Origin of the sequence: Variovorax sp. EL159 (assembly GCF_900100965.1) — a bacterium.
In the GTDB taxonomy this organism is placed as follows: Bacteria; Pseudomonadota; Gammaproteobacteria; order Burkholderiales; family Burkholderiaceae_C; genus Variovorax.
Genome location: NZ_FMUJ01000004.1, coordinates 429,030 through 452,171, shown reverse-complemented (window position 1 = coordinate 452,171; position 23,142 = coordinate 429,030). Strand labels below are relative to the sequence as shown.

The following is a 23,142-nucleotide window of genomic DNA, read 5'->3' as shown; positions in this document are numbered from 1 at the left end:
GATGAAGCGGAGGCGTCGCATGCACCCCGTCCCCGCCGCTGATTCGGTGGGCCGATCAGGGCGCTTCCAGCGCCCGCACGCAGGCGGCGGTCCGGTACATCACCTGCGCGAGCACGGCGCCCGCGTCGGCGATGACGTTCACCACCAGTTCCGTCTCGCCATTGCGTACCGGTCTGACAAGCGCAAAGCCCTTGTCGGTGGCCACGGTGATGCAGGTGCAGCGGCCCAGCCGCGCCTCTTGTGACACGACGGCACCCATGGCGGAAATCGAACTGGCCATCGCGGCGATGCGCGAAGGCTGGAAGTCGCGCAGGTTGGCGCTGGCGATCTCGAAGCCGTCGGGCGTGGCGATCACCACGGAAGCAACGCCGGTCGTCTCGTCGAGCATTCGCCGGGCTTCATCCGCAGCGTGCTGCTTGATGGCATGGGGAATCCTCATGGGGCGACCTCCTCGTCGAGCACCTCGATCTGCATCAGCAGCGTTTCGATCAGCGCGATCACGTCGTCCTTGCGGCGCGGGTCCACCGCGAGCATCGGCAGCACAAGCCCGCGCTGCGCCAGGGCGTGCGCGTAGTCGTCGAGCGTGGGCGACGGGTGCGTGGGCAGGCGGCTCACGCCGAGCGTGCACGGCATTTTTTCGAGCGCACCGGCGAAGCCGTCGAGGTAGACCGCCAGATCGGCCAACGGATCGGGCCGGCTGTTGTCGATCAGGATCGCGAGGCCCAGCGCATCGCGCACCAGGATCTTCCACACGAAATCGAAGCGGGCCTGCCCCGGCGTGCCGTACAGGCGCAGCCGGTCGCCGTTGTCCAGGGTGACCTGGCCGAAGTCCAGGCCGACCGTGGTGGTGGCCTTGGCGACCGACGCGTCCGCATTGGCGACCTCGGTGCTGATCGGCGCGGTTTCGCTGATGGCGGCGATGGCCGTGGTCTTGCCCACGCCCATCGGCCCCGTGAAGACGAGTTTGTAGTCCCTCATGCCGCGCCTTCTCAGGCCAGCCCGAGGCGTCGGCGGATGCGCGAGAGCAGCCCCCGCTTCTCGTGGCCCGCAGCGGTGCCAGTGGATGCGCGGGGTTCGCGGGTTTCTTCGGTCCAGGCCAGGGCGCCTTCTTCTTCCAGCAGGCCCAGGAAGGTGCTGCACACCTCGACATCGACACGGCCCAGCGCACCGAGGCTTTCGGCCGACTGCGCACTCCGGGACAGGGCCGCCGCGAGCCGCACATAGGCCGGATGGCGCTGCAGGGTCACCTGCGATGGCCAGCGCAGCAGCGAGGCGCGTGCGCGAATCGATCTCGCCGCGGCACGTACCGCATCGCCCTGAGGCACTTTCGGCGAGACCCGGTTGAGCAGGTCGACCAGCTCTTCCGCATAGATGGGGCGCGCGAGCGCGCTGCGCGCCGTGGTGACCTCGCCCCGGGCCACCATCGGCACCACGAAGCGGGCCGGCGGTGCCTGCCGCTCAGCGGCCAGCGAGTCGCCGTCGACCAGCAGCAGATCGCAGGGCTGCGATTCGCTGACGGTCCAGAGCGAGCGGAGATTGGAGCTGAGGCGGACGATGATCCTCAGGAGCTCGACCTCAACCTGAGGGAGCCCCATGACGCCCAAAACGAGTGGCATACCTTCTTCCCTGAACACTTATTTTTAACAACCGCTGGCGATTGTTAACGCTATCGACTGACAAATGATGAAATGTGACTTGCGTGTTCAATCGTTACTTGAAATTCGGACGCGCACCGAGAAGAAATCCACAACATCCGCACGCCGCACCGCACGGATGCGGCACAGGAGCCACCGGGATGTGAGAAGCGGCCATGGCCGGGGAGCCTAAAATCCCGCTCCTTTGCCCTTTTTGGGCGGCCTTAGCCACCACTTCCCGGAGATAACCCCATGAACCGCATCTGGCGCGCCCTGTCGCTCGTTCTTCTGGCCACCAGCGCGGCCTTCACGCCAGGTGCCCAGGCCCAGAACCGGGAACTCACCGTGGCCTCCAGCGCCACCTACGCGCCCTTCGCCTTCGAGAACAAGGACAAGCAGATCGTCGGCTTCGACATCGACATCATCAATGCCATCGCCAAGCAGCAGGGCCTGAAGATCAAGATCGTCAACACGCCCTTCACCGGCATCTTCGGTGCGCTGAACAACGGCGACGTCGACCTGGTGATCTCGGGCGTGACCATCAACGACAAGCGCAAGCAGAGCTACGACTTCACGCCGCCCTACTTCGCGGCCCGCCAGCTGATCGCGCTGCCGAAGAACAGCAAGGTCGCCTCGCTGAAAGACCTGGCCGGCAAGAAGATCGCCGTGGTCAGCGCCTCCACCGCCGACGACATCGCCTCGCGCGAGTTCGGCAAGACCAACCCCGACATCCGCCGCTTCGAGAGCACGCCCCTCATCATTTCCGAGTTGGCCGGTGGCGGCGTCGATGCCGCCATGGGCGACAACGGCGTGATCGCCTACCGCGTGGCGCAGAACCCCGAGCTGAAAACCATCGACGACAAGTCCTTCCCCGAAGAGGGCTTCGGCATCGTCGTGAAGAAGGGCGACAAGGCCTTGCTCGACAAGCTCAGCGCCGGCCTGGCCGCCATTCGCGCCGACGGCAGCTACGTGACGATCTACAAGAAGTGGTTCAACAAGGACCCGAACGTGCGCTGAGCCGCACGGCACCTGTGACCCGATCACGGCCGCCCACGAAGCGGCCGTTTGTTTTTTCAGAGTGATGACGCGAAGGCGATGAATATGGAACAACCGATCCTGCTTTTCGGATGGTTTCGATGGGACATCCTGGTCGAATACAAGGACCTGTTCTGGCAAGGCGCATGGATGACGCTGCGCATGACGGTGGTGTGCGTGCTGCTGGGCTCGAGCTGGGGCCTGTGCCTGGCGCTCGCGCGCCTTGCGCAGCCGCGCCATGCGCCCTGGACCTGGGTCGCGCGCGTCTTCCTGCGCTGGCCGGCCACGGTGTACGTGAGCTTCTTTCGCGGCACGCCGCTGTTCGTGCAGATCCTGTTGATCCACTTCGCGGTGATGCCGGTGTTCATCCACCCGACCTCGGGCCTGATCATCGACGGCGAACTCGCGCGCACGCTCAAGCAGGAGCACGGTGCGCTCATCTCGGGCGTGGTGGCGCTCACGCTCAACTCGGCGGCGTACATCTCCGAGGTGTTCCGCGCCGGCATCCAGTCGATCTCGCGCGGGCAGTTCGATGCCGGCCGCTCGCTCGGCTTCTCGCCCGCACAGGTGATGCGCTACGTGGTGCTGCCGCAGGCCTTCCGCCGCATGCTGCCGCCGCTGGGCAACAACGCGATCGCGCTGCTGAAAGACACCTCGCTGGTGTCCGCCATCGGCCTGGCCGAGCTGGCCTATGCGGCACGCACGGTGGCCGGTGCCTATGCGCGCTACTGGGAGCCGTACCTGGCGATCTCGGTCATCTACTGGGTCATGACGCTGGTGCTGACCACCATGCTGCGGCGGCTTGAAATCCGCCTTGCGCGCAGCGACCGCGGCTGACGAGGTGTGAGAGGAAAAAGGGCCGCGCCACAATAGCGCCACATGCCGCCCATATCCCCCGAAGAGACACCGATTCCGCCCGCGCGGCCGCAGCCCTCGAAGCTCGCCGCCCTCGAGCCCCTGAAGCTCCCCGTGTTCCGCATGCTGTGGAGCACCTGGCTCATCGCGAACATCTGCATGTGGATGAACGATGTGGCGGCGGCGTGGATGATGACCTCGCTCACCACCTCGCCGATCTGGGTGGCGCTGGTGCAGTCGGCCTCCACCTTGCCGGTGTTCCTTCTCGGCCTGCCCAGTGGCGCGCTGGCCGACATCCTCGACCGGCGGCGCTGGCTGGTGGCCACGCAGTTCTGGCTGGCCGGCACGGCCATCGTGCTGTGCGCGGCACTGATGCTCGACCTGATGACCGCGCCGCTGCTGCTGGCGCTCACCTTCGCCAACGGCATCGGGCTGGCGCTGCGCTGGCCGGTGTTCGCGGCCATCGTGCCCGAGCTGGTGCCCCGGCCGCAGCTGCCGGCCGCGCTGGGCCTGAACGGCATCGCGATGAACGCCTCGCGCATCGTCGGCCCGCTCACGGCCGGCGTGCTGATCGCCAGCGCCGGCACGGTGTGGGTGTTTGCGCTCAACGCGGTGCTGTCGGTCGCCTCGGGCTTCGTGGTGCTGCGCTGGCGGCGCGCGCACACGCCCAATCCGCTGGGCCGCGAAAAGCTTATCAGCGCGATGCGCGTGGGCGTGCAGTTCGTGCGGCAGTCGCAGCGCATGCGCGCGGTGCTGGTGCGCGTGTCGATCTTCTTCTTCCACTCCACGGCCCTGCTGGCACTGCTGCCGCTGCTGGCGCGTGAGCTGCAGGGCGGCGGTGCCGGCACCTTCACGCTGCTGCTCGCGGCCATGGGTTCGGGCGCGATCATCGCGGTGCTGTTCCTGCCCCGGCTGCGCCAGGCGATGGGGCGCGACCAGTTGGTGCTGCGCGGGGCGCTGCTGCAGTCGGGCGCCACGGCTGTGATGGCCTACGCGCCCAACGCCTGGGTCGCGGTGCCGGCGATGTTCTTCGGCGGCATGGCGTGGATCACGGTGGCCAATTCGCTCTCAGTGTCGGCCCAGCTCGCATTGCCCGACTGGGTGCGGGCGCGCGGCATGTCGATGTACCAGATGGCCATCATGGGCGCGAGCGCGATCGGCGCGGCGCTCTGGGGCCAGGTGGCCACGGTGACGTCGCTGCAACTGAGCCTGGTCATCGGCGCCATCAGCGGCACGCTGCTGATGCTCGCAGCCCTGCGCTGGGTGACCGATGTGAGCGGCGAAGACGACACCAGCCCCGCCGAAGCCGGCTGGGCCACCGGCCCGCCGGCCGAAGCGCCGCAGGAAGAAGGCCGCGTGGTGATCACGGTCGAGTACCTGATCGAGCCGGCGCGCGCCGCCGCCTTCCACCTCGTGATGCAGCAGACGCGCCGCGCGCGCCTGAGCCAGGGCGCCATCGGCTGGGAACTGCTGCACGACATCTCGCAGCCGGCGCGCTACGTGGAGCAGATCGTCGACGAATCGTGGACCGACCACCTGCGCCGCTTCAACCGCGCCACCGCCTCCGACATGGCGCTGCGCGAGCGGCGGCTGGCCTTTCACCTGGGCGAGTCGTCGCCGGTGATCACGCGGTACGTGGTGCGGCGCTGACCCCCTGCGGCGTCTCGCCGCCGCAACGGTGGCGGGCGCCGTAATTGTTTGTTGATTGTTAATGGTGCCAAATGACCCGGCATCTCCGGCCTGCGGGCCGGCACAAGAAACAACGAGGAGCACGCATGCACATCGAGCGACCGCATCGATTTCCGCGCCACATCCCGCTTCCCCTTGTGTCATCTCTCGCGGCCGTGCTTGCCGCGCTGGCCGGCGGCGGCGCGCACGCGGCCTGCAGCCCCACCTCCACGCCCGGCACCGGCGACACGGTGGTCTGCGACGGCACCACCACCGGCTCGCCCAGCGTGATCGCGGTACCGGGCAGCACCGGCGTCAGCATCATGGTGAACAACGGCGCCACGCTGAGCACCAATGCCACCCAGGCCTTGCTCGTGCAAGACAGCAGCAGCATCACCAACAACGGGACGATCACGATGTCGGGCGGCTCGGGCGGTGGGCGCGGCGCGATGGTTTCCACGGGCAACGACAACACGCAGACCAACAACGGCACCATCAGCACCACGAGCGTGGGCACCGTGGGCATGCTGGTGACGTCGAACAGCAGCACCCGCACGCTGCTCACGAATACCGGCAGCATCACCACCACGGGTGGCCGCTCGCACGGCATTTCCACGCTGGGGCCGGGCAATACCGTGATGAACAGCGGCACCATCGACGTCAGCGGTACCGCGAGCAAGGGCGTCTACCTGCAGGGCGGCAACGGTGTCGCCAACCTGCTGATCAACACCGGCGCCATCCGCGCCACGGGTGCCAACACCTCGGCCACGGGCGGCTTCGCGAGCGCGGTGCATGTGAACACGCTCAGCGCGAGCTTCTTCTCGCAGGTCGAGAACCGGGCCGGCGGCCTGCTCTTCAGCGCCAACGACTACGGCTATCGCGGGCAGAACGGCAACGACACGCTGATCAATGCCGGCACCATCGAAGGCCACGGCGGCACCGCCAACGACGGCGCGATCCTGATGGGCGGCGGCGGCACCGGCACGCTCATCCTGCAGACCGGCTCGGTCATCAGGGGCGCGGCCGATGGCGGCAACGCGAGCAGCGACACTTTTCTCGAAGGCAACGGCACCGTCGACAACGCCTTCCGCAATTTCCAGAACCTCACGATGCGCGGCACCGCGTGGTCGTGGCAGACCGACGCGAGCTTCTCGAACTCGATCAACATCCAGTCCGGCCGCTTCGACCTGCCCGCGACGCTGACCAGCCCCACCATCGCCGTGCTCCCCGGCGCCACGGTCGCCGGCACCGGCACCTTCGCGGGCAACGTGACGAACCAGGGCACGCTGCTGCCCGGCCCGAACGACGGCGTCAACTTCGGCGCCTTCACGGTGCGCGGCAACTACTTCGGCGGCAGCGGCGCGCTGCTGCAGGTCAACACCGTGCTGACCGGCGACAACGCGCCATCGGACAAGCTGGTGATCGACGGTGGCGCGGCCTCGGGCGGCACCGGGTTGCGCGTCGTCAACCGCGGCGGCCTGGGCGCGCCCACGCTGGCCGACGGCATCCTGGTGGTGCAGACGCTCAACGGCGGCACCACCGCCGCCAACGCCTTCTCGCTGACGCAGGCGGTCGAGGCCGGCGCCTACAACTACCACCTGTTCCGCGGCGGCGCGGCGGGCAACAACCCGGACAACTGGTACCTGCGCAACAGCGGCTACGTGGTCGACGGCAACGTGGTGGGCACGGTCACCGAGGTCATCGACGAACTGGAGACCCATCCGCCGACACCCGGCACGCCGCCGCCGTCGTTCGAGCCGGTCAAGCTCTACCGGCCCGAAGTGGCGCTCTACAGCAGCATTCCGCTGGTGGTGCGCCGCCTCGGGCTTGCGCAGCTCGGCAGCTTCCATGACCGGCAGGGCGACCAGCAGCTGCTTGCCAACGACGAGGGCTCGCAGGCCTCGTGGGGCCGCGTGTTCGGCGAAAGCACGCGGCAACGCCTGCGCGGCGACGCCGACCCGCAGTTCGACGGCCGCATCTCCGGCCTGCAACTCGGGCACGACTTCCTGATTGCCACCGACGGCTCGGGCGGACGCAACCGCGCCGGCGTGCTCGGCGGCTACACCCGCGCCAGCGGCGACACCAGCGGCGTGGTGGACGGCAACACCAACGGCGCCTCCGGCCACCTGAACGTCGAGGGCTACAGCCTGGGCGCCTACTGGACCCGCGTGGCCAGCAACGGCTGGTACAGCGACGCCGTGCTCATGGCCACCCGCTTCAGGGCCGACGCGCTCTCCACGCTCGGGCGCGGTGGCCGTCCGCACGGCACCTCGGTCACGGCCTCGCTCGAAGCGGGCTATCCGCTGGCGCTGAGCGACAACGTCACCTTGCAGCCTCAGGCGCAACTGATCTGGCAGCGCAGCTCGATCGACGGCTTCGACGACGGCATTTCCGCCGTGCGCTTCCGGCGCGACAACGCTGTCACCGCCCGTCTGGGCGCGCGGCTCGAAGGCAGCTTCAGCGCCGGTGGCGGCACCTGGAAGCCTTACCTCAAGGCCAACCTCTGGCACACCTTCAGCGGCGACAACGTGATCTTCTTCGGGCCCACCGACCAGGTCGCCAACGGCCGCGGCGCCAGCGCGCTCGAAGTCGGCGCCGGCGTGGTCGGGCAGGTGAGCAAGACGCTCGCGGTGTATGGCGGCCTGGCCTACACCAGCGCCATCGGCCGGACCCAGCAGACCGGGGTGCAGGGGCAGCTGGGCATGCGGGTGCGCTGGTAATGCACCACCGTCGCCCTCACTGTCATTGAACCGGTCGATCTGATTTGAGGGGTTGTTACCTCGTCTTTACGAGGCAACCCGGGTAATTGCTAGGTCATCTTTTTTGACCACATGGATAATTTAGACTATCCAACCCGCCGTCAAGAGGTTTGCCACGATGAATCCGGTCCCCCTGCGCAGCCGTTTCTGGTCCGACCTGACCAGCGAAGAGTTCTCCCGTCTCGACCGCGAACGGCTCATCGCCGTGTTGCCGGTGGGCGCCACCGAGCAGCACGGTCCCCATCTGCCGATGTCGACCGACACCGCCACCATCGACGGCATGGTGCGCGCCACGCTCCCGTACCTGCCCGACGACCTGCCGGTGCTCTTCCTGCCCACCGTGCCCTACGGCAAGAGCAACGAGCATTCGCGCTACCCCGGCACGCTCACCGTGTCGGCCAATACGCTGATCTCGCTGTGGAAAGACGTCGGCGCCTGCGTCGCCAAGGCCGGCGTGCGCAAGCTGGTGCTCTACAACAGCCACGGCGGCCAGATGAGCGTGATGGACATCGTGGCCCGCGACCTGCGCGAAGAGCACGACATGATGGTCGTGGCCGCCAACTGGTACACGCTGGGCCTGCCCGAGGGCCTGTTCACCGCGCACGAGGGCAAGCATGGCATCCACGCCGGCGACCTCGAAAGCTCGGTGATGCTGCACCTGACGCCCGATTACGTGCGTAAGGATCAATTCCAGAACTTCAGCTCCATGACCGAGCAGCTGGCCGCCGAGAACAAGTTCCTCTCGATCACCCCCAGCGGCAAGCTCGGCTGGCAGATGCACGACATCAACCCCGCGGGCGCCGCCGGCGACGCCACGCGCGCCACCGCCGAGAAGGGTGCCGCGGTGCTCGACCACGTGGGCCGCCGCTTCGTCGAGCTGCTGCAGGAGGTCGATCGCTTCCCGCTCGAACGCCTGGCCAACGTCCCCGCCTGGCGCTAGGCTCGCACGCCATGGACAGCACCCAGACCCCACCCCTGGTCAGCCTGCGCAACGTCAGCAAGCGCTTTGCCAATGGCACGCTCGCCCTGCAGGGCATGACGCTCGACATCGGCGAGCACGACTTCATCAGCTTCCTCGGCCCCTCGGGTTGCGGCAAGAGCACCGCGCTGCGGCTGGTGGCCGGGCTCACCCGGCTCAGTTCGGGCGAGATGAAATGGTCGGGCGCCAACACCGGCAAGACACAAAGCGACCGCGACCTGGGCTTCGTGTTCCAGGAACCGACGCTCATGCCCTGGACCAAGGTGTTCGACAACGTCTGGCTACCGCTCAAGCTCGCGGGCATGAGCCGCGACGAGGCCGCGCCGGTGGTGCAGCAGGTGCTGGAGCTGGTCGGCCTCTCGCGCTTTGCCGACGTCTATCCGCGCGAGCTGTCGGGCGGCATGAAGATGCGCGTGTCGATCGCGCGCGCGCTCGTCACGCACCCGCGCCTGCTGCTCATGGACGAGCCCTTCGCCGCGCTCGACGAAATGACGCGCATCAAGCTCAACAACGACCTGCTGGCCATCTGGCGCGAGCACCGCTTCTCGATCGTGTTCGTCACGCACAGCGTGTACGAGTCGGTGTACCTGTCGAACCGCATCGTCGTGATGGCAGCGCGCCCCGGCCGCGTGATCGACGAGATCCGCATCGACGAGCCGTACCCGCGCGGCGAAGAGTTCCGCACCTCGAGCCGCTACAACGCGCATTGCACCGCCGTCTCGCAATCCTTGCACGGAGCCCTGCATGGCCTCGACATCGACCATTGAACCCGTGATGCCCATGGACCACACGACCGAGGAAGCCACCCCGTCCGCCGACATGCTGCGCGCGCACGAAGACAGGCTGCGCCGCCGCGAGTCGATGCTGCGCATCGTCGTGCCGGCGGGCATCGTCCTGGCGCTGCTGCTGATCTGGGAGTGGACAGTGCGCGCCAACAACATCCCGCACTACATCCTGCCCGCGCCCTCGCTCATTCTTCGCACGCTGTTCGACAACTGGGATTCGCTGTCCAGCGCGCTGTGGTTCACGGTCAAGCTCACGCTGCTCGCGCTCACGGCGGCCATCGTCGGCGGCGTGCTGCTGGCGATTGCGTTCGCGCTGTTCAAATGGGTCGAGATCGGGCTGTTCCCCATCGCCGTGATCCTGCAGGTGACGCCGATCATCGCGATCGCGCCGCTGATCCTGATCTACGTGTCGAGCACAACCGCCGCGCTGCTTCTGTGCGCATGGATCGTGGCCTTCTTCCCCATCCTGTCGAACACGGTCATCGGCCTGAAGAGCGCCGACAGCAACCTGCGCGATCTGTTCCAGCTCTACAAGGCCTCGCCCTGGCAGACCTTCCGCTACCTGCTCGCACCCAGTGCACTGCCGTACTTCATGGCGGGCCTGAAGATCGCGGGCGGCCTGAGCCTGATCGGCGCGGTGGTGGCCGAGTTCACCGCAGGCACGGCCGGCAAGGAAACGGGCCTGGCCTCGCGCATTCTCGAATCGAGCTTCCGCACCGAGATCCCGATGATGTTCGCGGCGCTGCTGCTGGTGTCGTTGCTGGGCATCGTGATCTTCATCGTGTTCGCCGCCCTGTCGCGCCTGGTGCTGGGCCACTGGCACGAAAGCGAAATGCGCCGCGAGCGCTGACCGGGCCCGTTGCGATGGACGCCATCACCATGACCGAACAACCGGCCACGCACGCCGTCGTCGACTGGGACGCGGTGCGCCGCGAACTGCACGGCCTGAACCTGATCACCGCGCCCAACCAGCGCAAGCAGTTGTCGAAAGACTTCTACTGGTACAGCCCCATCCTCACCGCGCAGCTCGCGGGCTGCGTGGCCGACCTCGTCGTCAAGGTCAGCACCGAGGACGACGTGCGCCAGGCCGCTGCAGTCGCCGCCAAATGGAAGCTGCCGCTGACCGTGCGCGCCGGCGGCACCGGCAACTACGGCCAGTGCGTGCCGCTCGAAGGCGGCATCGTGCTCGACGTGACGCAGATGTGCCGCGTGCTCGACATCGGCGAAGGCCGCACGCGCGTCGAGGCCGGTGCGCGCATGCACGACATCGACCTCGCCGCGCGCGAGACCGGGCAGGCGCTGCGCATGTGGCCTTCGACCTGGCACGTGGCCAGCATCGGCGGCTTCATCGCGGGTGGCTTCGGCGGCATCGGCTCGTTCCGCCACGGCATCCTGCGCGACCCCGGCAACCTTCTGCGCGCGCGCGTGATGACGGTGGAGCGCGAGCCGCGCGTCATCGAGCTGCAGGGCGACGAGATCCAGCAGGTGCACCATGCCTACGGCACCAACGGCGTGATCCTCGACGTCGAAGTGGCACTGAGCCCGGCCGTCGAATGGGTGCACTGCACGGTGCTGTTCGACACATACCGCGGCGCGCTCGACTTCGGCATCGCGGCGCAGGCGCCCACGCTCGACATCTTTTTGCTGTCGACCGTCGAGGCGCGCTTCTCGCCCTACTACACGGCCATGCGTGACCGCTTTCCGCCGAACCGGCATGCGGTGTTCACCATGGTCTCGCCTGATTCGATGGCGGACTTCCGTTCGCTTGCACAAGCCCACGGCGGCACGATCTCCGTGGCCGGCACCGAGGCCGAGCTGCTCGCCGATGGCCTGCCGCCCGCTTATGAATGCGCGTTCAACCACACGACGCTGCAGGCGCTGAAGGCCGACCGTGGCTGGACCTACCTGCAGGTGGCGTACGCCCAGCCTTTCGACCCGTCGGTGGTCGAGCGCCATCTCGAAATCTTCGGCGACGACGTGCTGCAGCACCAGGACTTCGCGCGCGCCGGCGGCGAGTGCGGCACCTTCGGCATCCTGCTGGTGCGCTGGAAGGGCGAGGCCCACCAGTACGAGCTGATCCGCGAGATCGAGTCGCAGGGCGGCTGCAAGATCTTCAACCCGCACGTCGTGACCATCGAGGACGGCGGCATGAAGACCATCGACACGCAGCAGATCGATTTCAAGAAGCGCAGCGACCCGATGGGTCTGATGAACCCCGGCAAGACGCGAGGCTGGGAATCCCACATGGCCCGCGACCGCTGAACCGTTTAGCCTTCACGTCCTTCGAATCCAACCAGGAGCCCGTCCCCATGCGCATCCCCGCCTTCCAGACCCGCCCGCTCTACAGCGGCCTTGCCCTCGGCCTGGCCCTCATGGGCGCCGCCTTCGCCGCGCAGGCGCAGGAAAAAGTGGTGTTCGCCACCAACTGGAAAGCGCAGGCCGGCCACGGCGGCTTCTACCAGGCGCTGGTGGACGGCACCTACAAGAAGTACGGCCTCGACGTGGAGATCATGCAGGGCGGCCCGATGGTCAACAACCGGCCGATGCTGCCGGCCGGCAAGGTCGACTTCCTGATGACCGGCAACCTGCTGCAGTCCTTCGACAACGTGAAGAACGGCGTGCCCACGGTGGTGGTCGCGGCCATCTTCCAGAAAGACCCGCAGGCCATCTTTGCGCACCCCGGCCAGGGCTACGACACCTTCAAGGACCTGACCAAGGCACCCGTGGCCTTCATCGGCAAGGACGGCCAGTTCAGCTTCTGGCAGTGGATGAAGTCCGAGCACGGCTTCAAGGACTCGCAGCTCAAGCCCTACACCTTCAACGTCGGTCCGTTCCTGGCCGACAAGAAGTCGATCCAGCAGGGTTACGCCATCTCGGAGCCGCTGTCCATCAAGGCGCAGGCCGGCTTCGACCCGGTGGTGCACCTGCTGGCCGACCATGGCTTCTCGACCTATGCGACCACCATCGAGACGCGCGCCGACCTGATCAAGACCAAGCCCGAGACGGTGCGCAAGTTCGTCGAGGCTTCGATCATTGGCTGGAACAACTACCTCTACGGCGACAACAAGGCCGCCAACGAGCTCATCCCCAAGCCCACCCCCGACTCGACCGCCGTTGCGCTGCAGGGCTCGATCGACCTGATGAAGAAGATGGGCATCGTCGACAGCGGCGACTCGCTCACCAAGGGCATCGGCGCCATGGACGAAGCCCGCGTGAAAGATTTCTACGACAAGATGGTCAAGGCCGGCCTGTACAAGCCGGGCGAGATCGACCTCTCGAAGGTCGTGACCACGCAGTTCGTGAACAAGGGCGTCGGTGTCGACGTCCGCAAGAAGCTCACCGGCAAGTAAGAAGCGCCGGCCAGCCAGAGAAGCATTGTTTTTCCCGTGGGTCGCGCGGGGCTTGCGCCGGGGTCAGATGCCGGCGCCTGGGTTGCCATAAGGCACGCGCGGCCTTTTGTTCCTTGGGCTCTGACCCCGTCTCGCCGATAGGCGAACCGGCCCTTCACCATGAAAACGCTCGTCGTCCACTGCCATCCGAACCCTGACAGCTTCAACCACGCGCTCTACCGCACCGCCCTCGAGGCGCTCGAACCCCGTCATGCCGTCAAGGCCATCGACCTTTATGCCGAAGGCTTCGACCCCACGCTGACCCGCGAGGAGCGCATCGCCTACCTCGACAACCCCGAACTGATCCGCGAACGCGTGAAACCGCATGTCGAAGCGCTGCTGTGGGCCGAGCACCTGGTGTTCGTCTACCCCACCTGGTTCCACGGGCCGCCGTCAATGCTCAAGGGCTGGCTGGAGCGGGTGTGGCTGCCGGGCGTGGCCTTCCTGCCGGCCGAGCGCAAGGGGCAGCTCGCGAAGTCGGGCATGCGGCACATCCAGCGGCTGACGGTGGTGACCACGGGCGGCTCGCCACGCTGGTTCGTGTTCGCGATCGGCGACCCGGGCCGGCGGCTGTTCACGCGCGCGCTGCGGGCGCTGTTCGCATGGCGCTGCAAGGTGACGTGGCTGCAGCTGCACGACATGAACGCCGCCACCGCAAACGACCGCACCCATTTCATCGCGCGCGTATCGCGCAAGCTGCAAAGCATCTGAGCCGTTTCGAACAAACAGAAAGAAGAGAGGGCCCGCACCATGAGCCTCGAGCGCACGCTCACAGTCCGCGTCGAACGCATCTCGCGGCAGACGCCGGAAATCCTGGCCTTCGAGCTGGCCCATCCGTGGGGCCGGCCGCTGCCGGCCTACGAGGCCGGCGCGCACATCGACGTGCACATGCCCGGCGGCTTTTCGCGCCAGTACTCGCTGGCGCGCGCGCCTTCGGGCAACGCGTCCTATGTGATCGGCGTGAAGCGCGAAGTCGGCAGCCGCGGCGGCTCGGCCTCGATGCACGAGCGCGTGCGCGAGGGCGACCTGCTGCCCATCAGCGCACCGCGCAACACCTTTCCGCTGCGCGAGGAGGCCAAGCACCACCTGCTGCTGGCGGGCGGCATCGGCATGACGCCGCTGCTGGCCATGGCGCAGGCACTGGCGGCGCGCGGCGCGGACTTCACGCTGTGCGTGTTCGCGCGCAGCGAAGAGCACCTGGCCTTTGCCGATGCACTGCGCGCGCCCGCGCTGGCGCCACACCTGCGGCTGCACCTCGACCAGGGCGATGCCTCGCAGCGCATCGACCTGCGCGCGCTGCTCGCCGAGCGCGCGCCGAATACGCATCTCTATGTGTGCGGCCCCGGCGGCTTCATGCAGGCAGTGCGCGATGCGGCTGCACATTGGCCCGAAGACGCACTGCACACCGAGTACTTCGCGGCACCGACCGACGCCAACACCACCACCGGCCTGCCCTTCACGCTCAAGCTCGCGCGGCGCGGCATCACCGTGCCGGTGGCGGCGGACCAGACGGCCGTCGATGCGCTGCATGAAGTCGGCATCGACATCCCCGTGTCGTGCCAGCAGGGCCTGTGCGGCACCTGCGTGGTCGAGGGCGACGGCGAGGGCGCCGAACACCGCGACTTCTGCCTCACCGGCAGCGAGCGCAAGACGCGCGTGGCGCTGTGCTGCTCGCGCGCCAAGGGCCAGGAACTGGTGCTGCAGCTGTGAGCGCACGGCCCGTCATCGACACCGGCATCGACGAGCGCGAGGCCGAAAGCGAAGCCCCCGCCACGCGCGGGCGTTCGCGCAAGTACACGCAGGTGCTGGGCCTCATCAACCAGGCCGCCATCGAGGTGTTCGCGAGCGAAGGGCTGGCCGGCGCGTCGACGCAGGCCATCGCCGACAAGGCCGGCCTGTCGAAGGCGCAACTGCACTACTACATCGAAAGCAAGGAAGCGCTGTACCGGCAGGTGCTGCAGGACATCCTGACCGACTGGATCGTGGTGTTCGGCTTCAGCGACGAGGCCTTCGGCCCGCGCAAGGTGCTGGGCGACCTGATCCATCGCAAGATGGTGTTCTCGTTCGACCACCCGCTGCGCTCGCGCATCTTCACGGCCGAGATGATGCGTGGCGCGCCGGTCATCAACAGCATGATGACCACGAGCAAGGCGCGCACCGATCAGGCGGCCGCCGTGATCCAGAACTGGATGAACCAGGGCCTGATGGACAAGGCCGATCCGATGCTGGTGCTGTTCCACATCTGGGCCGTGACGCAGTTCTATGCCGACCACGCCACGCAGGCCGCCTACTACCGCGACGTGGCGCAACAGGGCGACGAGAAAGACCGGCGCTACCTGATCGAGCAGGTGACGGAGTTCTTGCTCAAGGGCGCGGGGGTCAAGTAGCCGCGCGCTGCGGCAGGTACATCGTCGCCTCGACTTCAACGAGCACTTCATCGCCCGGCAGGAAGCGCGACACCTCCACCACCGTGCTCACCGGCGGCTCGCCCGGATAGAAGAGGCCACGCACGCGGTTGTAGAAAGCGTAGTGCGGCAGGTGGCGGAAGTACTGCACCAGCTTCACCACGTCTTCCATCGTGCCGCCGTGCTCGGCCGCGATCTGGCGGATGCGCTCCAGCACGAACCAGCTCTGCGCCACGATGGGCGCCTCGAACACATCGACCGACATCTGGCCCGTGGCGTAGCCCACGCCCTGCAGGGCAGTGCGTGCGGCTTCGGGAATCGCGTCGTAGCCCGCGACGGCGCGGCGCGTGGCCGGGTCGACCGCGACCACGCCGCTCATGAAGACGAAATCGCCCACGCGTTTCGCGGCCGCGTAGTTGGCCATCGGCTTGCCCATGCTCATGGTGTTTTCTCCGGATTCGTTTTTTCTTCGAGGATGCGGCCGGCGCGGATCACGGTGCGTTGGCGTCCGCGCGGGCCGATGAGTTCGTGTTCGTCGGTGGCCGCGAGCAGCACCAGGTCGGCCGGGCAGCCCGGCGCGATGCGGCCGTCCCATGCGAGCCCGAGCGCCTTCGCGGGGCTGACGGTGATGGTGTCGAGCCAGTCGGCGGCCGGCGCCAGGTGCGCCATCTGCACGCCGAGGCCGAAAGTCTCCAGAAGGTCGTAGCTGCCATAGGGGTAGAAGGCGTCCTGCACGTTGTCGGTGGCCAGGCTCGCACGCAAGCCCCATGCCGCCGCTTCGCGGATGCGGGTGATGCCGCGTGCCACCGGCGTGCGGTCCCACGCGCCCTGCAGGTAGAGGTTGGTGGTCGGCAGCGCCACCAGGTGAAGGCCCGCGCCCGCGCACAGCGCGAGCGTTTCGTTGGCGACCGCATCGTCGTGCATCGCGAGCGAGCAGGCGTGGCCGCAGACGACGCGGCCCTTGAAGTCGCGTGCCCGCACCAGTTGCGCGATGCTGCGCAGGCCGCTGGCCTCCACGTCGAGCCCTTCGTCGACATGGAAGTCCAGGCCCAGCCCGTGCTGCTGCGCAAGGTCGAACACGCGGCCGAGCTTGTGCACGATGCCGTCGTTGCGATAGACAAACGCGCCGAGCGTGCCGCCTGCGCGTTGCACCTCGTGCGCGATGCGCTCGCCAGCCGCGAGGTCGGCGAACAAATCGAGCGGCGTGAGCGAGACGAACTGCAGCTCGATGCGGCCGTGCCATTCCTCGCGCAGCGCCTCGAACACGGGCAGCGCGGCCGGCGGTTCGGCCTGCACCCAGTCGATGTGCGTGCGCAGCGCGCGCGTGCCCGACTGCCATGCGTCTTGCAGCGCGCGCGTCATGCGCAGGCGCAGCGACTCGCCGGTCCAGCTGTCGCGGTGCCTGTTCATGCGGTCGATGGCGGTGAACAGGTCGCCCTGCGCCGCGCCCACGTCCTGCACGGTGTAGTTCTTGTCGATGTGCGCGTGGGCCTCGACCAGCGCGCTCAGCAGGGTGCCGCGTGCATGCTTCTGCTCGGCGCTTGGAGTGATTGATTCGACCTTGCCGTCTGCCAACGTGAGGTCGAACACCTGCGCGTTGCCGGCGTCGAAGCCTCGCAGGGGCAGCGGAATGCGCAGCGCTTCGAGCTTCATGCGCGCTGTCGCCATGCGCGCAGCCAGCCGAGGCCGGCCGAGGTGCCACCGGGTTCCGAACCGCGCTTCGGCCGGTACTCGCAGCCGACCCAGCCCTGCCAGCCGCACTGCGCCGACACCTCGTCGATCACATCGAACAGGTAGGGGTAGTTCTGCTCGCCGACGTCGGGCTCGTGGCGCTCCGGCACGCCCGCGATCTGCAGGTGGCCGACGCGGCCGGTCGGCAGGTACTTGCGGATCTTCATCGCCACGTCGCCTTCGACGATCTGGCAGTGGTACAGGTCCATCTGCACCTTGAGGTTGGATGCGCCGACCGCTTCGACGATCTCGTGCGCGTGGTCTTGCCGGTTGAGGAAGAAGCGCGGAATGTCGCGCGTGTTGATCGGCTCGATCAGCACGTCGCGCCCGGCCTTGGCGGCTTCGGCGGCGGCCCAGCGCAGGTTGTCGAGGTAGACCGCCTGCACGGCCTCGCGCTCCAGGCCTTCGGGCACGAGGCCGGCCATGACGTGGATGCGCGGGCAGTCGAGCGCCACGGCGTAGTCGATGGCCTTGGCAATGCCTTCGCGGAACTCGGCGTCGCGGCCGGGCAGGCAGGCAAGGCCGCGGTCGCCGCCGTCCCAGTCGCCGGGCGGGCCGTTGAACAGCACCTGCTTCAGGCCGTTGGCCTGCAGCCGGGCCACGATTTCGTTCTGCGGGAACGCATAGGGAAAGAGGTATTCGACACCCTGGAAGCCGTCTTTCGCGGCGGCATCGAAGCGGTCGAGGAAAGCGAGCTCCGGATAGAGCATCGAGAGGTTGGCGGCGAATTGGGGCATGGGGTGTTTTTACTACCAGCGCGCGCCGAAGGTGCGGCGCAGTTCATCGATCTGCGTGGCGTCCAGCGGTTCGGGCTTCGTTGTGGTGGTGAGCAGTTGGAGCCTGGCGGTTTCTTCGAGTTCTTCGAGCACCGACATGGCGGCGGCGGGTGTGTCGTGCCAGACGTTGGGGCCCAGGCGCGTGAGCATCACGGCGCGGATGGGCGTGCCGGCGTTGCCGTGGCGTTCGATGGCTTGTGCCACCTGTTCGGCCGCCTCGGGGGCGCCGGGGCGGTGATACGGAATGACTGGCACGTGGCCGACCTTCATGACGAAGTATGGGGTGAGTGCGGGCAGCAGTTCAGCGTCTTGTTGTGGCGTCAACGTGAGCGCGACGCAGTGCGTGCTGTGGGTGTGGATCACGCAGGCCGTATCGGCGTCGAACTTGCGCGCTGCCGCGTAGATGCGCGTGTGCAGTGCGATGGTCTTGCTGGCGCGGTCGCCTGCCGTCTGCTGGCCTTGCGCATCGAGCCTTGCAAGTCGCGCCGGGTCGAGGAAACCGAGGCAGGCGTCGGTGGGCGTGATGAGGAAGCCGTCGTCCAGCCGCACGCTGATATTGCCGGCCGTTGCATGCACGTAGCCGCGGTCGAACAGGCTGCGGCCTATGCGGCAGATTTCTTCTCGGGCTTGGGTTTCTGTCATGTCGGGTTTTGGGGGCTGAATTGGATGCTGCTCTTCAGGGCGCGTGCACAGGACATCGGGTACTCCCCTCCGCGAATGTCCCCCGCTTCGCTCCTCCTTTATTTCGCTGCGGGGAGCACCCGATGCCCTGCGCACAGTGAGCGCTGTCTTTGTGCTCGCCGACCAACGACTGCACTGTCCAACGATCGCGCTGGCGGGGTGCCTTGCGCAGCGAAATAAAGGAGGAGGCCGCAGGCCGGGGGACATTTGCGGAGCAAGGTACCCCGTCGGCGTGATTGCGCCCTGAACGAAACGGCACTCGCGCAACGACCGTAGATTTCATCCAAGCACTGTAAAGGCCTTGGTGAAGAAATCATCGCTGCCGAAGTTGCCGGACTTCAGTGCGATGTGCACGCCCGCGCCCTTCGCGGCCTCGGCGCGCGCATGGCACCACGGCACGCCGGGGTCGATCTGCGGACCGATCTGCATCTGCGCGATGCCCAGTGCCTGCACGCAGGCGCCTGAAGTTTCACCGCCGGCCACGACGAGTTGACGCACACCCTGATCGACCAAACCACGTGCGATGGCGGCGATGGTTCGTTCGACCATCGCGCCGGCTTCGTCCACGCCGAGACGGCCTTGCACCGATTTCACGGCGCCCGCTTCGGCGGTGGAATAGACGAGCACCGGGCCTTTGTCGAGCAACGGTGCGGCCCATGCCAGCGCTTCGGCCGCGACGTCCACACCCGCCGCGATGCGCAGCGGATCGATGGCCAGCGCTGCGCCGCCGCGCTGGATGAAGTCGAGCACCTGCCGATTGGTTGCGAGCGAACAGCTGCCCGAGACCACCGCCTTGTGGCCATCGGCCGCAGGCAATGCACTGGCCTGCGACGAAGGTGCGAGGCCGAAGTTGGCCGGCAGGCCGATGGCGACGCCCGAGCCCGCGGTGACCAACGGCATCTTCGCGAGCGCCGAGCCCATGCGCAGCAGGTCGTCGTTCGACACTGCATCGACGATGGCGATGGAGACACCCTCGCCCTTCAACTGTGCAATGCGTTCTTCGATGGCTTCTGCGCCGCGCGCCACCACCGCGTGATCGATCAACCCCACCTTGCGCGTGCACTGCGCCTGCAGCACACGCACGAGGTTCGGGTCGGTCATCGGCGTGAGCGGATGGTTCTGCATGCCGCTCTCGTTGAGCAGGACGTCACCCGCGAACAGGTAGCCCTTGAACACGGTGCGCTTGTTGTCGGGGAAGGCGGGCGTGGCGATGGTGAAGTCGCAGTTCAGCGCCTTCATCAGCGCCTCGGTGACGGGGCCGATGTTGCCCTGCGGCGTGCTGTCGAAGGTGGAGCAGTACTTGAAGTAGATCTGCTGTGCGCCTTGCGCCTGCAGCCAGCGCAGGGCTCCCAGTGCTTGCTCAATGGCTTCGGCCGGCGCGATGGTGCGCGACTTGAGTGCGACCACCACCGCGTCGACTTCGGCATCGAGCGGCGTGGCCGGCACGCCGATCGCCTGCACAACGCGCATGCCGGCGCGCACGAGGTTGTTGGCAAGGTCGGTGGCGCCGGTGAAATCGTCGGCGATGCAGCCGAGCAGCAGCAGCTTCTTCTTTGCCATCGCTCAGTCTTTCGACACGGGCAGCTTGACGGCCTGCGCGTTCTCGCGGACGTAGTCGCGCAGGATGGCGTCGAAGCTGGCGTCGGCCTTCAGGCCCAGCGCTTCCGCACGCGCCGCGTGAATGCGGCTGGGCCAGCTGGTGACGATCTTTGCGACGGCGGCGTCGGGCTGCCAGTCGATCAAGGCGGTGGCTTCCTTGCCCGCGATGCGTTCGAGCGCCTGCGCCATCTCGCGCACGGTGGTGGTCAATGCGGGCAGGTTGATGGCGGTGCGCGCGCCCCACTCGGCGGCGCCGGCCGTGGCCGCGCGGATGATGCCGGCGACGGTGTTGCCGGGCGAGGCCAACGCGACGGCGGTGTCGGGCGACACAGGGCAGCGTGCGCGCTCGCCGGCCAGTGGCTCGCGCAGCATGCCGCTCAGGAAACTGGAGGCCGCGCCGTTGGGCCGGCCGGGGCGCACCGACACCGTCATGAGCCGCACGTTGCGGCCCTGCACGAAGCCCTTGCGCGTGAAGTCGGCCACGAGCTGTTCGCCGATGAACTTCTGGATGCCGTAGCTGTTCTGCGGCGTCGGCAGCGTGGTGTCTTCGATCACGGCGGGCAGGCGCTGCTCGGGCGAATCGCCGAACACGGCGACCGAGCTGGAAAACACGAACACCGGCGCATGGCCCGCGCGGCGGCAGGCGTCGAGCAGGGCACGCGTGGTGTCGAGGTTGCTGCGCATGCCGAGGTCGAAGTCGGCTTCGCATTCGCCGCTGACGGCGGCGGCAAGATGGAACAGCGCGTCGGTGCCGGCCAGCGGCAGCGCGCCGTTGCCAGCCTGCTCGTACAGATCGCCTTGCACGAACTGGATGCGGGCATCGGCTGCGAGGTCGGCGGGCGGCGGCACGCGGTCGGCCAGCGTGATGCGCGCGATGTCTCTTGCTGCGCCGCCAGCCAGCGCGAGTGGGCCGCTCGCGAGCAGGGTGCGGGCGAGCCGCGCGCCGAGGAAGCCGCAGCCGCCGGTGATGAGGATGTTCATGGTCGTCTTGTCTTTCGTTCGCTTGTTTGTTCGTTCGCTTTTTCAGAGCGCGGGCAGGAAGCGCAGCAACGCGTCGGCCACCGCATCGGGCGCCTCGCGTTGCGGGAAGTGGCCCACGCCTTCGAGCAGTTCACGGCGGTAGGGGCCGCTGAAAAAGTGCTCCTTGCCGGCCGAGGTGTCAGGATGATTGCAGGGGTCCGCCGCGCCATGCAGCACCAGCGTGGGCACCGACAGCACGGGCGCGGGGCTGAGCACTGCATCGTCTGCCGCGTAGTGCGGATCGCCTGGCGCGTGGCCCCAGCGATGGCGGTACGAATGCACCACCACCTGTGCCCAGTCGTCGCCTGCGAAAGCAGCGGCGGTGGCCTCGAACTCGGCGGGCTCGTACCAGCCGGCCGGGGCCCACGTATCCCACATCATCCGCGTGAAGGCGATGCGGTCTTCGTGCACCGTGCGTTCACCGCGCGGCGTGGCCATGTACCAGTGGTACCAGTAGTTGCGTGCTTGTTCGATCGTCATCGGCTGGTCGGGCGCGTTGGTGCCGTAGCCGATGGACATCAGCGTGAGCGCGCTTGCGACGCCGGGCCGCAGCCCGCAGGCATTGCCTACCGCTCGCGCGCCCCAGTCGTGGCCGACCAGCGCAGGCTGCTGAAGCCCCAGCACGTCGATGAAGTCGAGCAGGTCGCGGCCCAGTGCCGAGAGCTGTCCGCTGCGCGGCGTGTCGGCATGCAGGAAGGTCGTGGGCGCGAAGCCGCGCAGCGCAGGCAGCAGCACGCGCCAGCCGGCTTCAGCGAGCCGGGCGGCCACGCCATGCCAGCAGCGTGGACTGTCGGGCCAGCCGTGCACCAGCACGGCCGTGGCTTTGCCGGCGGGGTTCCACTCCTCGTAGCCGATGCGCAGCAGCGGCGTGTCGACGAACCTGACCCGAGACTCGTTCATGGTGCCTTCTCCTTCGGTGCCGGCAGTTCGATGCCGGGGAATATCTTGATGACGGCGCTGTCGTCCTCGCGCGCAAAGCCTGCCGTGGACGCCTGCATGAACATTTGATGCGCGGTAGACGACAACGGCAACGGAAACTTGCTGGCGCGCGCCACGTCGAGCACGAGGCCCAGGTCCTTCACGAAGATGTCGACGGCCGACAGCGGCGTGTAGTCGCCCGCGAGCACATGCGCCATGCGGTTCTCGAACATCCAGCTGTTGCCCGCGCTGTGCGTGATGACTTCGTAGAGCGCAGCCGCATCGACGCCTTCGCGCAGGCCCAGCGCCATGGCCTCGGCGGCGGCCGCGATGTGCACGCCGGCCAGCAACTGGTTGATGACCTTCACCTTACTGCCCGCGCCGGCCGAGTCGCCAAGGCGGTAGATCTTGGCAGCCATCGCATCGAGCATGGTGCCGGCCTTCGCGTAAGCGGCGGGCGTGCCAGCGGTCATCATCGTCATCTGTCCGCTCGCGGCCTTGGCGGCACCGCCGGAGATGGGCGCGTCGAGGTACAGGATGCCTTGCTTCGCAAGGCGCGCTTCGAGCGCCACGGACCAGTTCGGATCGACGGTGGAGCACATCACGAAGAGGCTGCCGGGCTTCATCGATGCGGCGCAGCCGGGCGTGGTGCCGTCGCCGAACAGCACCGATTCGGTCTGCGCCGCGTTGACGACCACGCTGACCACGATGTCGCACTGCGCGCCGAGCGCTTCGAGCGTGTCGCAGGCGGTGCCGCCATCGCGCGCGAAGGCCGCGGCGACGCCGGGGCGCACATCGAACACATGCGGCGCATGGCCCGCACGGCGCAGCGATTGCGCCATGCCGCTGCCCATGGCGCCGAGGCCCACGAGGCCGATGACGGGGGTGTTGCTGGAGGTGTCTGTCAT

23 protein-coding genes are annotated in these 23,142 nt (G+C 67.7%); 12 read left to right on the top strand and 11 right to left on the bottom strand.

The genetic code is table 11. The features are described 5' to 3' along the window. Positions 1–55: 55 nt before the first annotated feature. Genes BLQ28_RS19225 through BLQ28_RS19215 form a run of 3 tightly spaced genes read right to left on the bottom strand, consistent with a single transcriptional unit; the run spans position 56 to position 1,616 of the window. Entirely contained in the window at positions 56–439 is a 384-nt protein-coding gene (locus BLQ28_RS19225; protein ID WP_093242712.1) for a roadblock/LC7 domain-containing protein, read from the bottom strand. Beyond that, positions 436–978 (bottom strand): GTP-binding protein, encoded by a 543-nt coding sequence (locus BLQ28_RS19220; RefSeq protein ID WP_093242710.1) that lies wholly within the window; start codon positions 976–978, stop codon positions 436–438. The genes BLQ28_RS19225 and BLQ28_RS19220 overlap by 4 nt, the downstream gene beginning before the upstream one ends. 11 nt (positions 979–989) lie before the next feature. Continuing rightward, positions 990–1,616 carry a hypothetical protein gene (locus tag BLQ28_RS19215; RefSeq protein ID WP_143012516.1) on the bottom strand — a complete coding sequence of 209 codons (627 nt, stop codon included), beginning with the start codon at positions 1,614–1,616 and terminating at the stop codon, positions 990–992. A 270-nt stretch (positions 1,617–1,886) separates the two neighbouring features. On the opposite strand from BLQ28_RS19215, the gene BLQ28_RS19210 reads away from it, so the two are divergent. From BLQ28_RS19210 to BLQ28_RS19155, 12 genes are all read left to right on the top strand, one after another. After that, positions 1,887–2,651 (top strand): basic amino acid ABC transporter substrate-binding protein, encoded by a 765-nt coding sequence (locus BLQ28_RS19210; protein ID WP_093242706.1) that lies wholly within the window; start codon positions 1,887–1,889, stop codon positions 2,649–2,651. A gap of 84 nt (positions 2,652–2,735) precedes the next feature. Beyond that, entirely contained in the window at positions 2,736–3,506 is a 771-nt protein-coding gene (locus BLQ28_RS19205) for an amino acid ABC transporter permease (RefSeq protein ID WP_093242704.1), read from the top strand. Between the two features lie 42 nt (positions 3,507–3,548). Beyond that, positions 3,549–5,174: an MFS transporter gene (locus BLQ28_RS19200; protein WP_093242702.1), complete on the top strand. Its 1,626-nt coding sequence runs from the start codon at positions 3,549–3,551 to the stop codon at positions 5,172–5,174. A gap of 125 nt (positions 5,175–5,299) precedes the next feature. Beyond that, entirely contained in the window at positions 5,300–7,912 is a 2,613-nt protein-coding gene (locus BLQ28_RS19195) for an autotransporter family protein (RefSeq protein ID WP_093242700.1), read from the top strand. A 157-nt stretch (positions 7,913–8,069) separates the two neighbouring features. Continuing rightward, the gene (locus BLQ28_RS19190) at positions 8,070–8,891 is read left to right on the top strand and encodes a creatininase family protein (protein WP_093242698.1); all 822 of its coding nucleotides are present in this window, start codon (positions 8,070–8,072) and stop codon (positions 8,889–8,891) included. 11 nt (positions 8,892–8,902) lie between these two features. After that, positions 8,903–9,697, top strand: a complete 795-nt coding sequence (locus BLQ28_RS19185) for an ABC transporter ATP-binding protein (protein ID WP_093242696.1) — start codon at positions 8,903–8,905, stop codon at positions 9,695–9,697. Continuing rightward, a complete protein-coding gene (locus tag BLQ28_RS19180) occupies positions 9,675–10,565 on the top strand; it encodes an ABC transporter permease (protein WP_218121944.1) in 891 nt (296 codons plus the stop codon). Before BLQ28_RS19185 ends, BLQ28_RS19180 begins: the two co-directional genes overlap by 23 nt. A gap of 29 nt (positions 10,566–10,594) precedes the next feature. Next, complete coding sequence (locus tag BLQ28_RS19175) at positions 10,595–11,977, top strand: FAD-binding oxidoreductase (protein ID WP_093243436.1); 1,383 nt, start codon at positions 10,595–10,597, stop codon at positions 11,975–11,977. 47 nt (positions 11,978–12,024) lie between these two features. Continuing rightward, complete coding sequence (locus BLQ28_RS19170) at positions 12,025–13,065, top strand: ABC transporter substrate-binding protein (protein WP_093242694.1); 1,041 nt, start codon at positions 12,025–12,027, stop codon at positions 13,063–13,065. Between the two features lie 159 nt (positions 13,066–13,224). After that, a complete protein-coding gene (locus tag BLQ28_RS19165; RefSeq protein ID WP_093242692.1) occupies positions 13,225–13,815 on the top strand; it encodes an NAD(P)H-dependent oxidoreductase in 591 nt (196 codons plus the stop codon). A 39-nt stretch (positions 13,816–13,854) separates the two neighbouring features. Beyond that, positions 13,855–14,814 carry a PDR/VanB family oxidoreductase gene (locus tag BLQ28_RS19160; protein ID WP_093242690.1) on the top strand — a complete coding sequence of 320 codons (960 nt, stop codon included), beginning with the start codon at positions 13,855–13,857 and terminating at the stop codon, positions 14,812–14,814. Next, positions 14,811–15,491, top strand: a complete 681-nt coding sequence (locus tag BLQ28_RS19155; protein ID WP_256327367.1) for a TetR family transcriptional regulator C-terminal domain-containing protein — start codon at positions 14,811–14,813, stop codon at positions 15,489–15,491. Before BLQ28_RS19160 ends, BLQ28_RS19155 begins: the two co-directional genes overlap by 4 nt. On the opposite strand, the gene BLQ28_RS19150 is transcribed toward BLQ28_RS19155, so the two are convergent. From BLQ28_RS19150 to ltnD, 8 genes are all read right to left on the bottom strand, one after another. Next, entirely contained in the window at positions 15,484–15,951 is a 468-nt protein-coding gene (locus tag BLQ28_RS19150; RefSeq protein WP_093242688.1) for a RidA family protein, read from the bottom strand. The two genes, BLQ28_RS19155 and BLQ28_RS19150, sit on opposite strands and share 8 nt — an antisense overlap. Then, positions 15,948–17,177: an amidohydrolase family protein gene (locus BLQ28_RS19145; protein ID WP_256327366.1), complete on the bottom strand. Its 1,230-nt coding sequence runs from the start codon at positions 17,175–17,177 to the stop codon at positions 15,948–15,950. Before BLQ28_RS19145 ends, BLQ28_RS19150 begins: the two co-directional genes overlap by 4 nt. After that, positions 17,159–17,977, bottom strand: coding sequence for a 2-oxo-tetronate isomerase (gene otnI, locus BLQ28_RS19140; protein WP_093242684.1), 819 nt, complete (start codon positions 17,975–17,977; stop codon positions 17,159–17,161). The genes BLQ28_RS19145 and otnI overlap by 19 nt, the downstream gene beginning before the upstream one ends. Before the next feature lie 12 nt (positions 17,978–17,989). Beyond that, a complete protein-coding gene (locus BLQ28_RS19135) occupies positions 17,990–18,658 on the bottom strand; it encodes a class II aldolase/adducin family protein (RefSeq protein WP_093242681.1) in 669 nt (222 codons plus the stop codon). Positions 18,659–18,976: 318 nt separating this feature from the next. Beyond that, positions 18,977–20,257 carry a 3-oxo-tetronate kinase gene (gene otnK, locus BLQ28_RS19130; RefSeq protein WP_093242679.1) on the bottom strand — a complete coding sequence of 427 codons (1,281 nt, stop codon included), beginning with the start codon at positions 20,255–20,257 and terminating at the stop codon, positions 18,977–18,979. Positions 20,258–20,260: 3 nt separating this feature from the next. Next, the gene (denD, locus tag BLQ28_RS19125) at positions 20,261–21,277 is read right to left on the bottom strand and encodes a D-erythronate dehydrogenase (protein ID WP_093242677.1); all 1,017 of its coding nucleotides are present in this window, start codon (positions 21,275–21,277) and stop codon (positions 20,261–20,263) included. A gap of 42 nt (positions 21,278–21,319) precedes the next feature. Beyond that, complete coding sequence (locus BLQ28_RS19120; RefSeq protein WP_093242675.1) at positions 21,320–22,216, bottom strand: alpha/beta fold hydrolase; 897 nt, start codon at positions 22,214–22,216, stop codon at positions 21,320–21,322. Beyond that, positions 22,213–23,142, bottom strand: a complete 930-nt coding sequence (ltnD, locus tag BLQ28_RS19115) for an L-threonate dehydrogenase (RefSeq protein WP_093242673.1) — start codon at positions 23,140–23,142, stop codon at positions 22,213–22,215. Before ltnD ends, BLQ28_RS19120 begins: the two co-directional genes overlap by 4 nt.

Bases quoted from the DNA above. Each gene is read 5' to 3' on its own strand.
- BLQ28_RS19165 (WP_093242692.1), top strand. From the start codon at position 13,225: ATGAAAACGCTCGTCGTCCACTGCCATCCGAACCCTGACAGCTTCAAC.
- denD (WP_093242677.1), bottom strand. From the start codon at position 21,277: ATGAACATCCTCATCACCGGCGGCTGCGGCTTCCTCGGCGCGCGGCTC.
- BLQ28_RS19170 (WP_093242694.1), top strand. From the start codon at position 12,025: ATGCGCATCCCCGCCTTCCAGACCCGCCCGCTCTACAGCGGCCTTGCC.
- BLQ28_RS19160 (WP_093242690.1), top strand. From the start codon at position 13,855: ATGAGCCTCGAGCGCACGCTCACAGTCCGCGTCGAACGCATCTCGCGG.
- BLQ28_RS19210 (WP_093242706.1), top strand. From the start codon at position 1,887: ATGAACCGCATCTGGCGCGCCCTGTCGCTCGTTCTTCTGGCCACCAGC.
- BLQ28_RS19145 (WP_256327366.1), bottom strand. From the start codon at position 17,177: ATGGCGACAGCGCGCATGAAGCTCGAAGCGCTGCGCATTCCGCTGCCC.
- otnK (WP_093242679.1), bottom strand. From the start codon at position 20,257: ATGGCAAAGAAGAAGCTGCTGCTGCTCGGCTGCATCGCCGACGATTTC.
- ltnD (WP_093242673.1), bottom strand. From the start codon at position 23,142: ATGACAGACACCTCCAGCAACACCCCCGTCATCGGCCTCGTGGGCCTC.
- BLQ28_RS19175 (WP_093243436.1), top strand. From the start codon at position 10,595: ATGACCGAACAACCGGCCACGCACGCCGTCGTCGACTGGGACGCGGTG.
- BLQ28_RS19200 (WP_093242702.1), top strand. From the start codon at position 3,549: ATGCCGCCCATATCCCCCGAAGAGACACCGATTCCGCCCGCGCGGCCG.
- BLQ28_RS19120 (WP_093242675.1), bottom strand. From the start codon at position 22,216: ATGAACGAGTCTCGGGTCAGGTTCGTCGACACGCCGCTGCTGCGCATC.
- BLQ28_RS19225 (WP_093242712.1), bottom strand. From the start codon at position 439: ATGAGGATTCCCCATGCCATCAAGCAGCACGCTGCGGATGAAGCCCGG.
- otnI (WP_093242684.1), bottom strand. From the start codon at position 17,977: ATGCCCCAATTCGCCGCCAACCTCTCGATGCTCTATCCGGAGCTCGCT.
- BLQ28_RS19220 (WP_093242710.1), bottom strand. From the start codon at position 978: ATGAGGGACTACAAACTCGTCTTCACGGGGCCGATGGGCGTGGGCAAG.
- BLQ28_RS19190 (WP_093242698.1), top strand. From the start codon at position 8,070: ATGAATCCGGTCCCCCTGCGCAGCCGTTTCTGGTCCGACCTGACCAGC.
- BLQ28_RS19205 (WP_093242704.1), top strand. From the start codon at position 2,736: ATGGAACAACCGATCCTGCTTTTCGGATGGTTTCGATGGGACATCCTG.
- BLQ28_RS19150 (WP_093242688.1), bottom strand. From the start codon at position 15,951: ATGAGCATGGGCAAGCCGATGGCCAACTACGCGGCCGCGAAACGCGTG.
- BLQ28_RS19185 (WP_093242696.1), top strand. From the start codon at position 8,903: ATGGACAGCACCCAGACCCCACCCCTGGTCAGCCTGCGCAACGTCAGC.
- BLQ28_RS19215 (WP_143012516.1), bottom strand. From the start codon at position 1,616: ATGCCACTCGTTTTGGGCGTCATGGGGCTCCCTCAGGTTGAGGTCGAG.
- BLQ28_RS19180 (WP_218121944.1), top strand. From the start codon at position 9,675: ATGGCCTCGACATCGACCATTGAACCCGTGATGCCCATGGACCACACG.
- BLQ28_RS19195 (WP_093242700.1), top strand. From the start codon at position 5,300: ATGCACATCGAGCGACCGCATCGATTTCCGCGCCACATCCCGCTTCCC.
- BLQ28_RS19135 (WP_093242681.1), bottom strand. From the start codon at position 18,658: ATGACAGAAACCCAAGCCCGAGAAGAAATCTGCCGCATAGGCCGCAGC.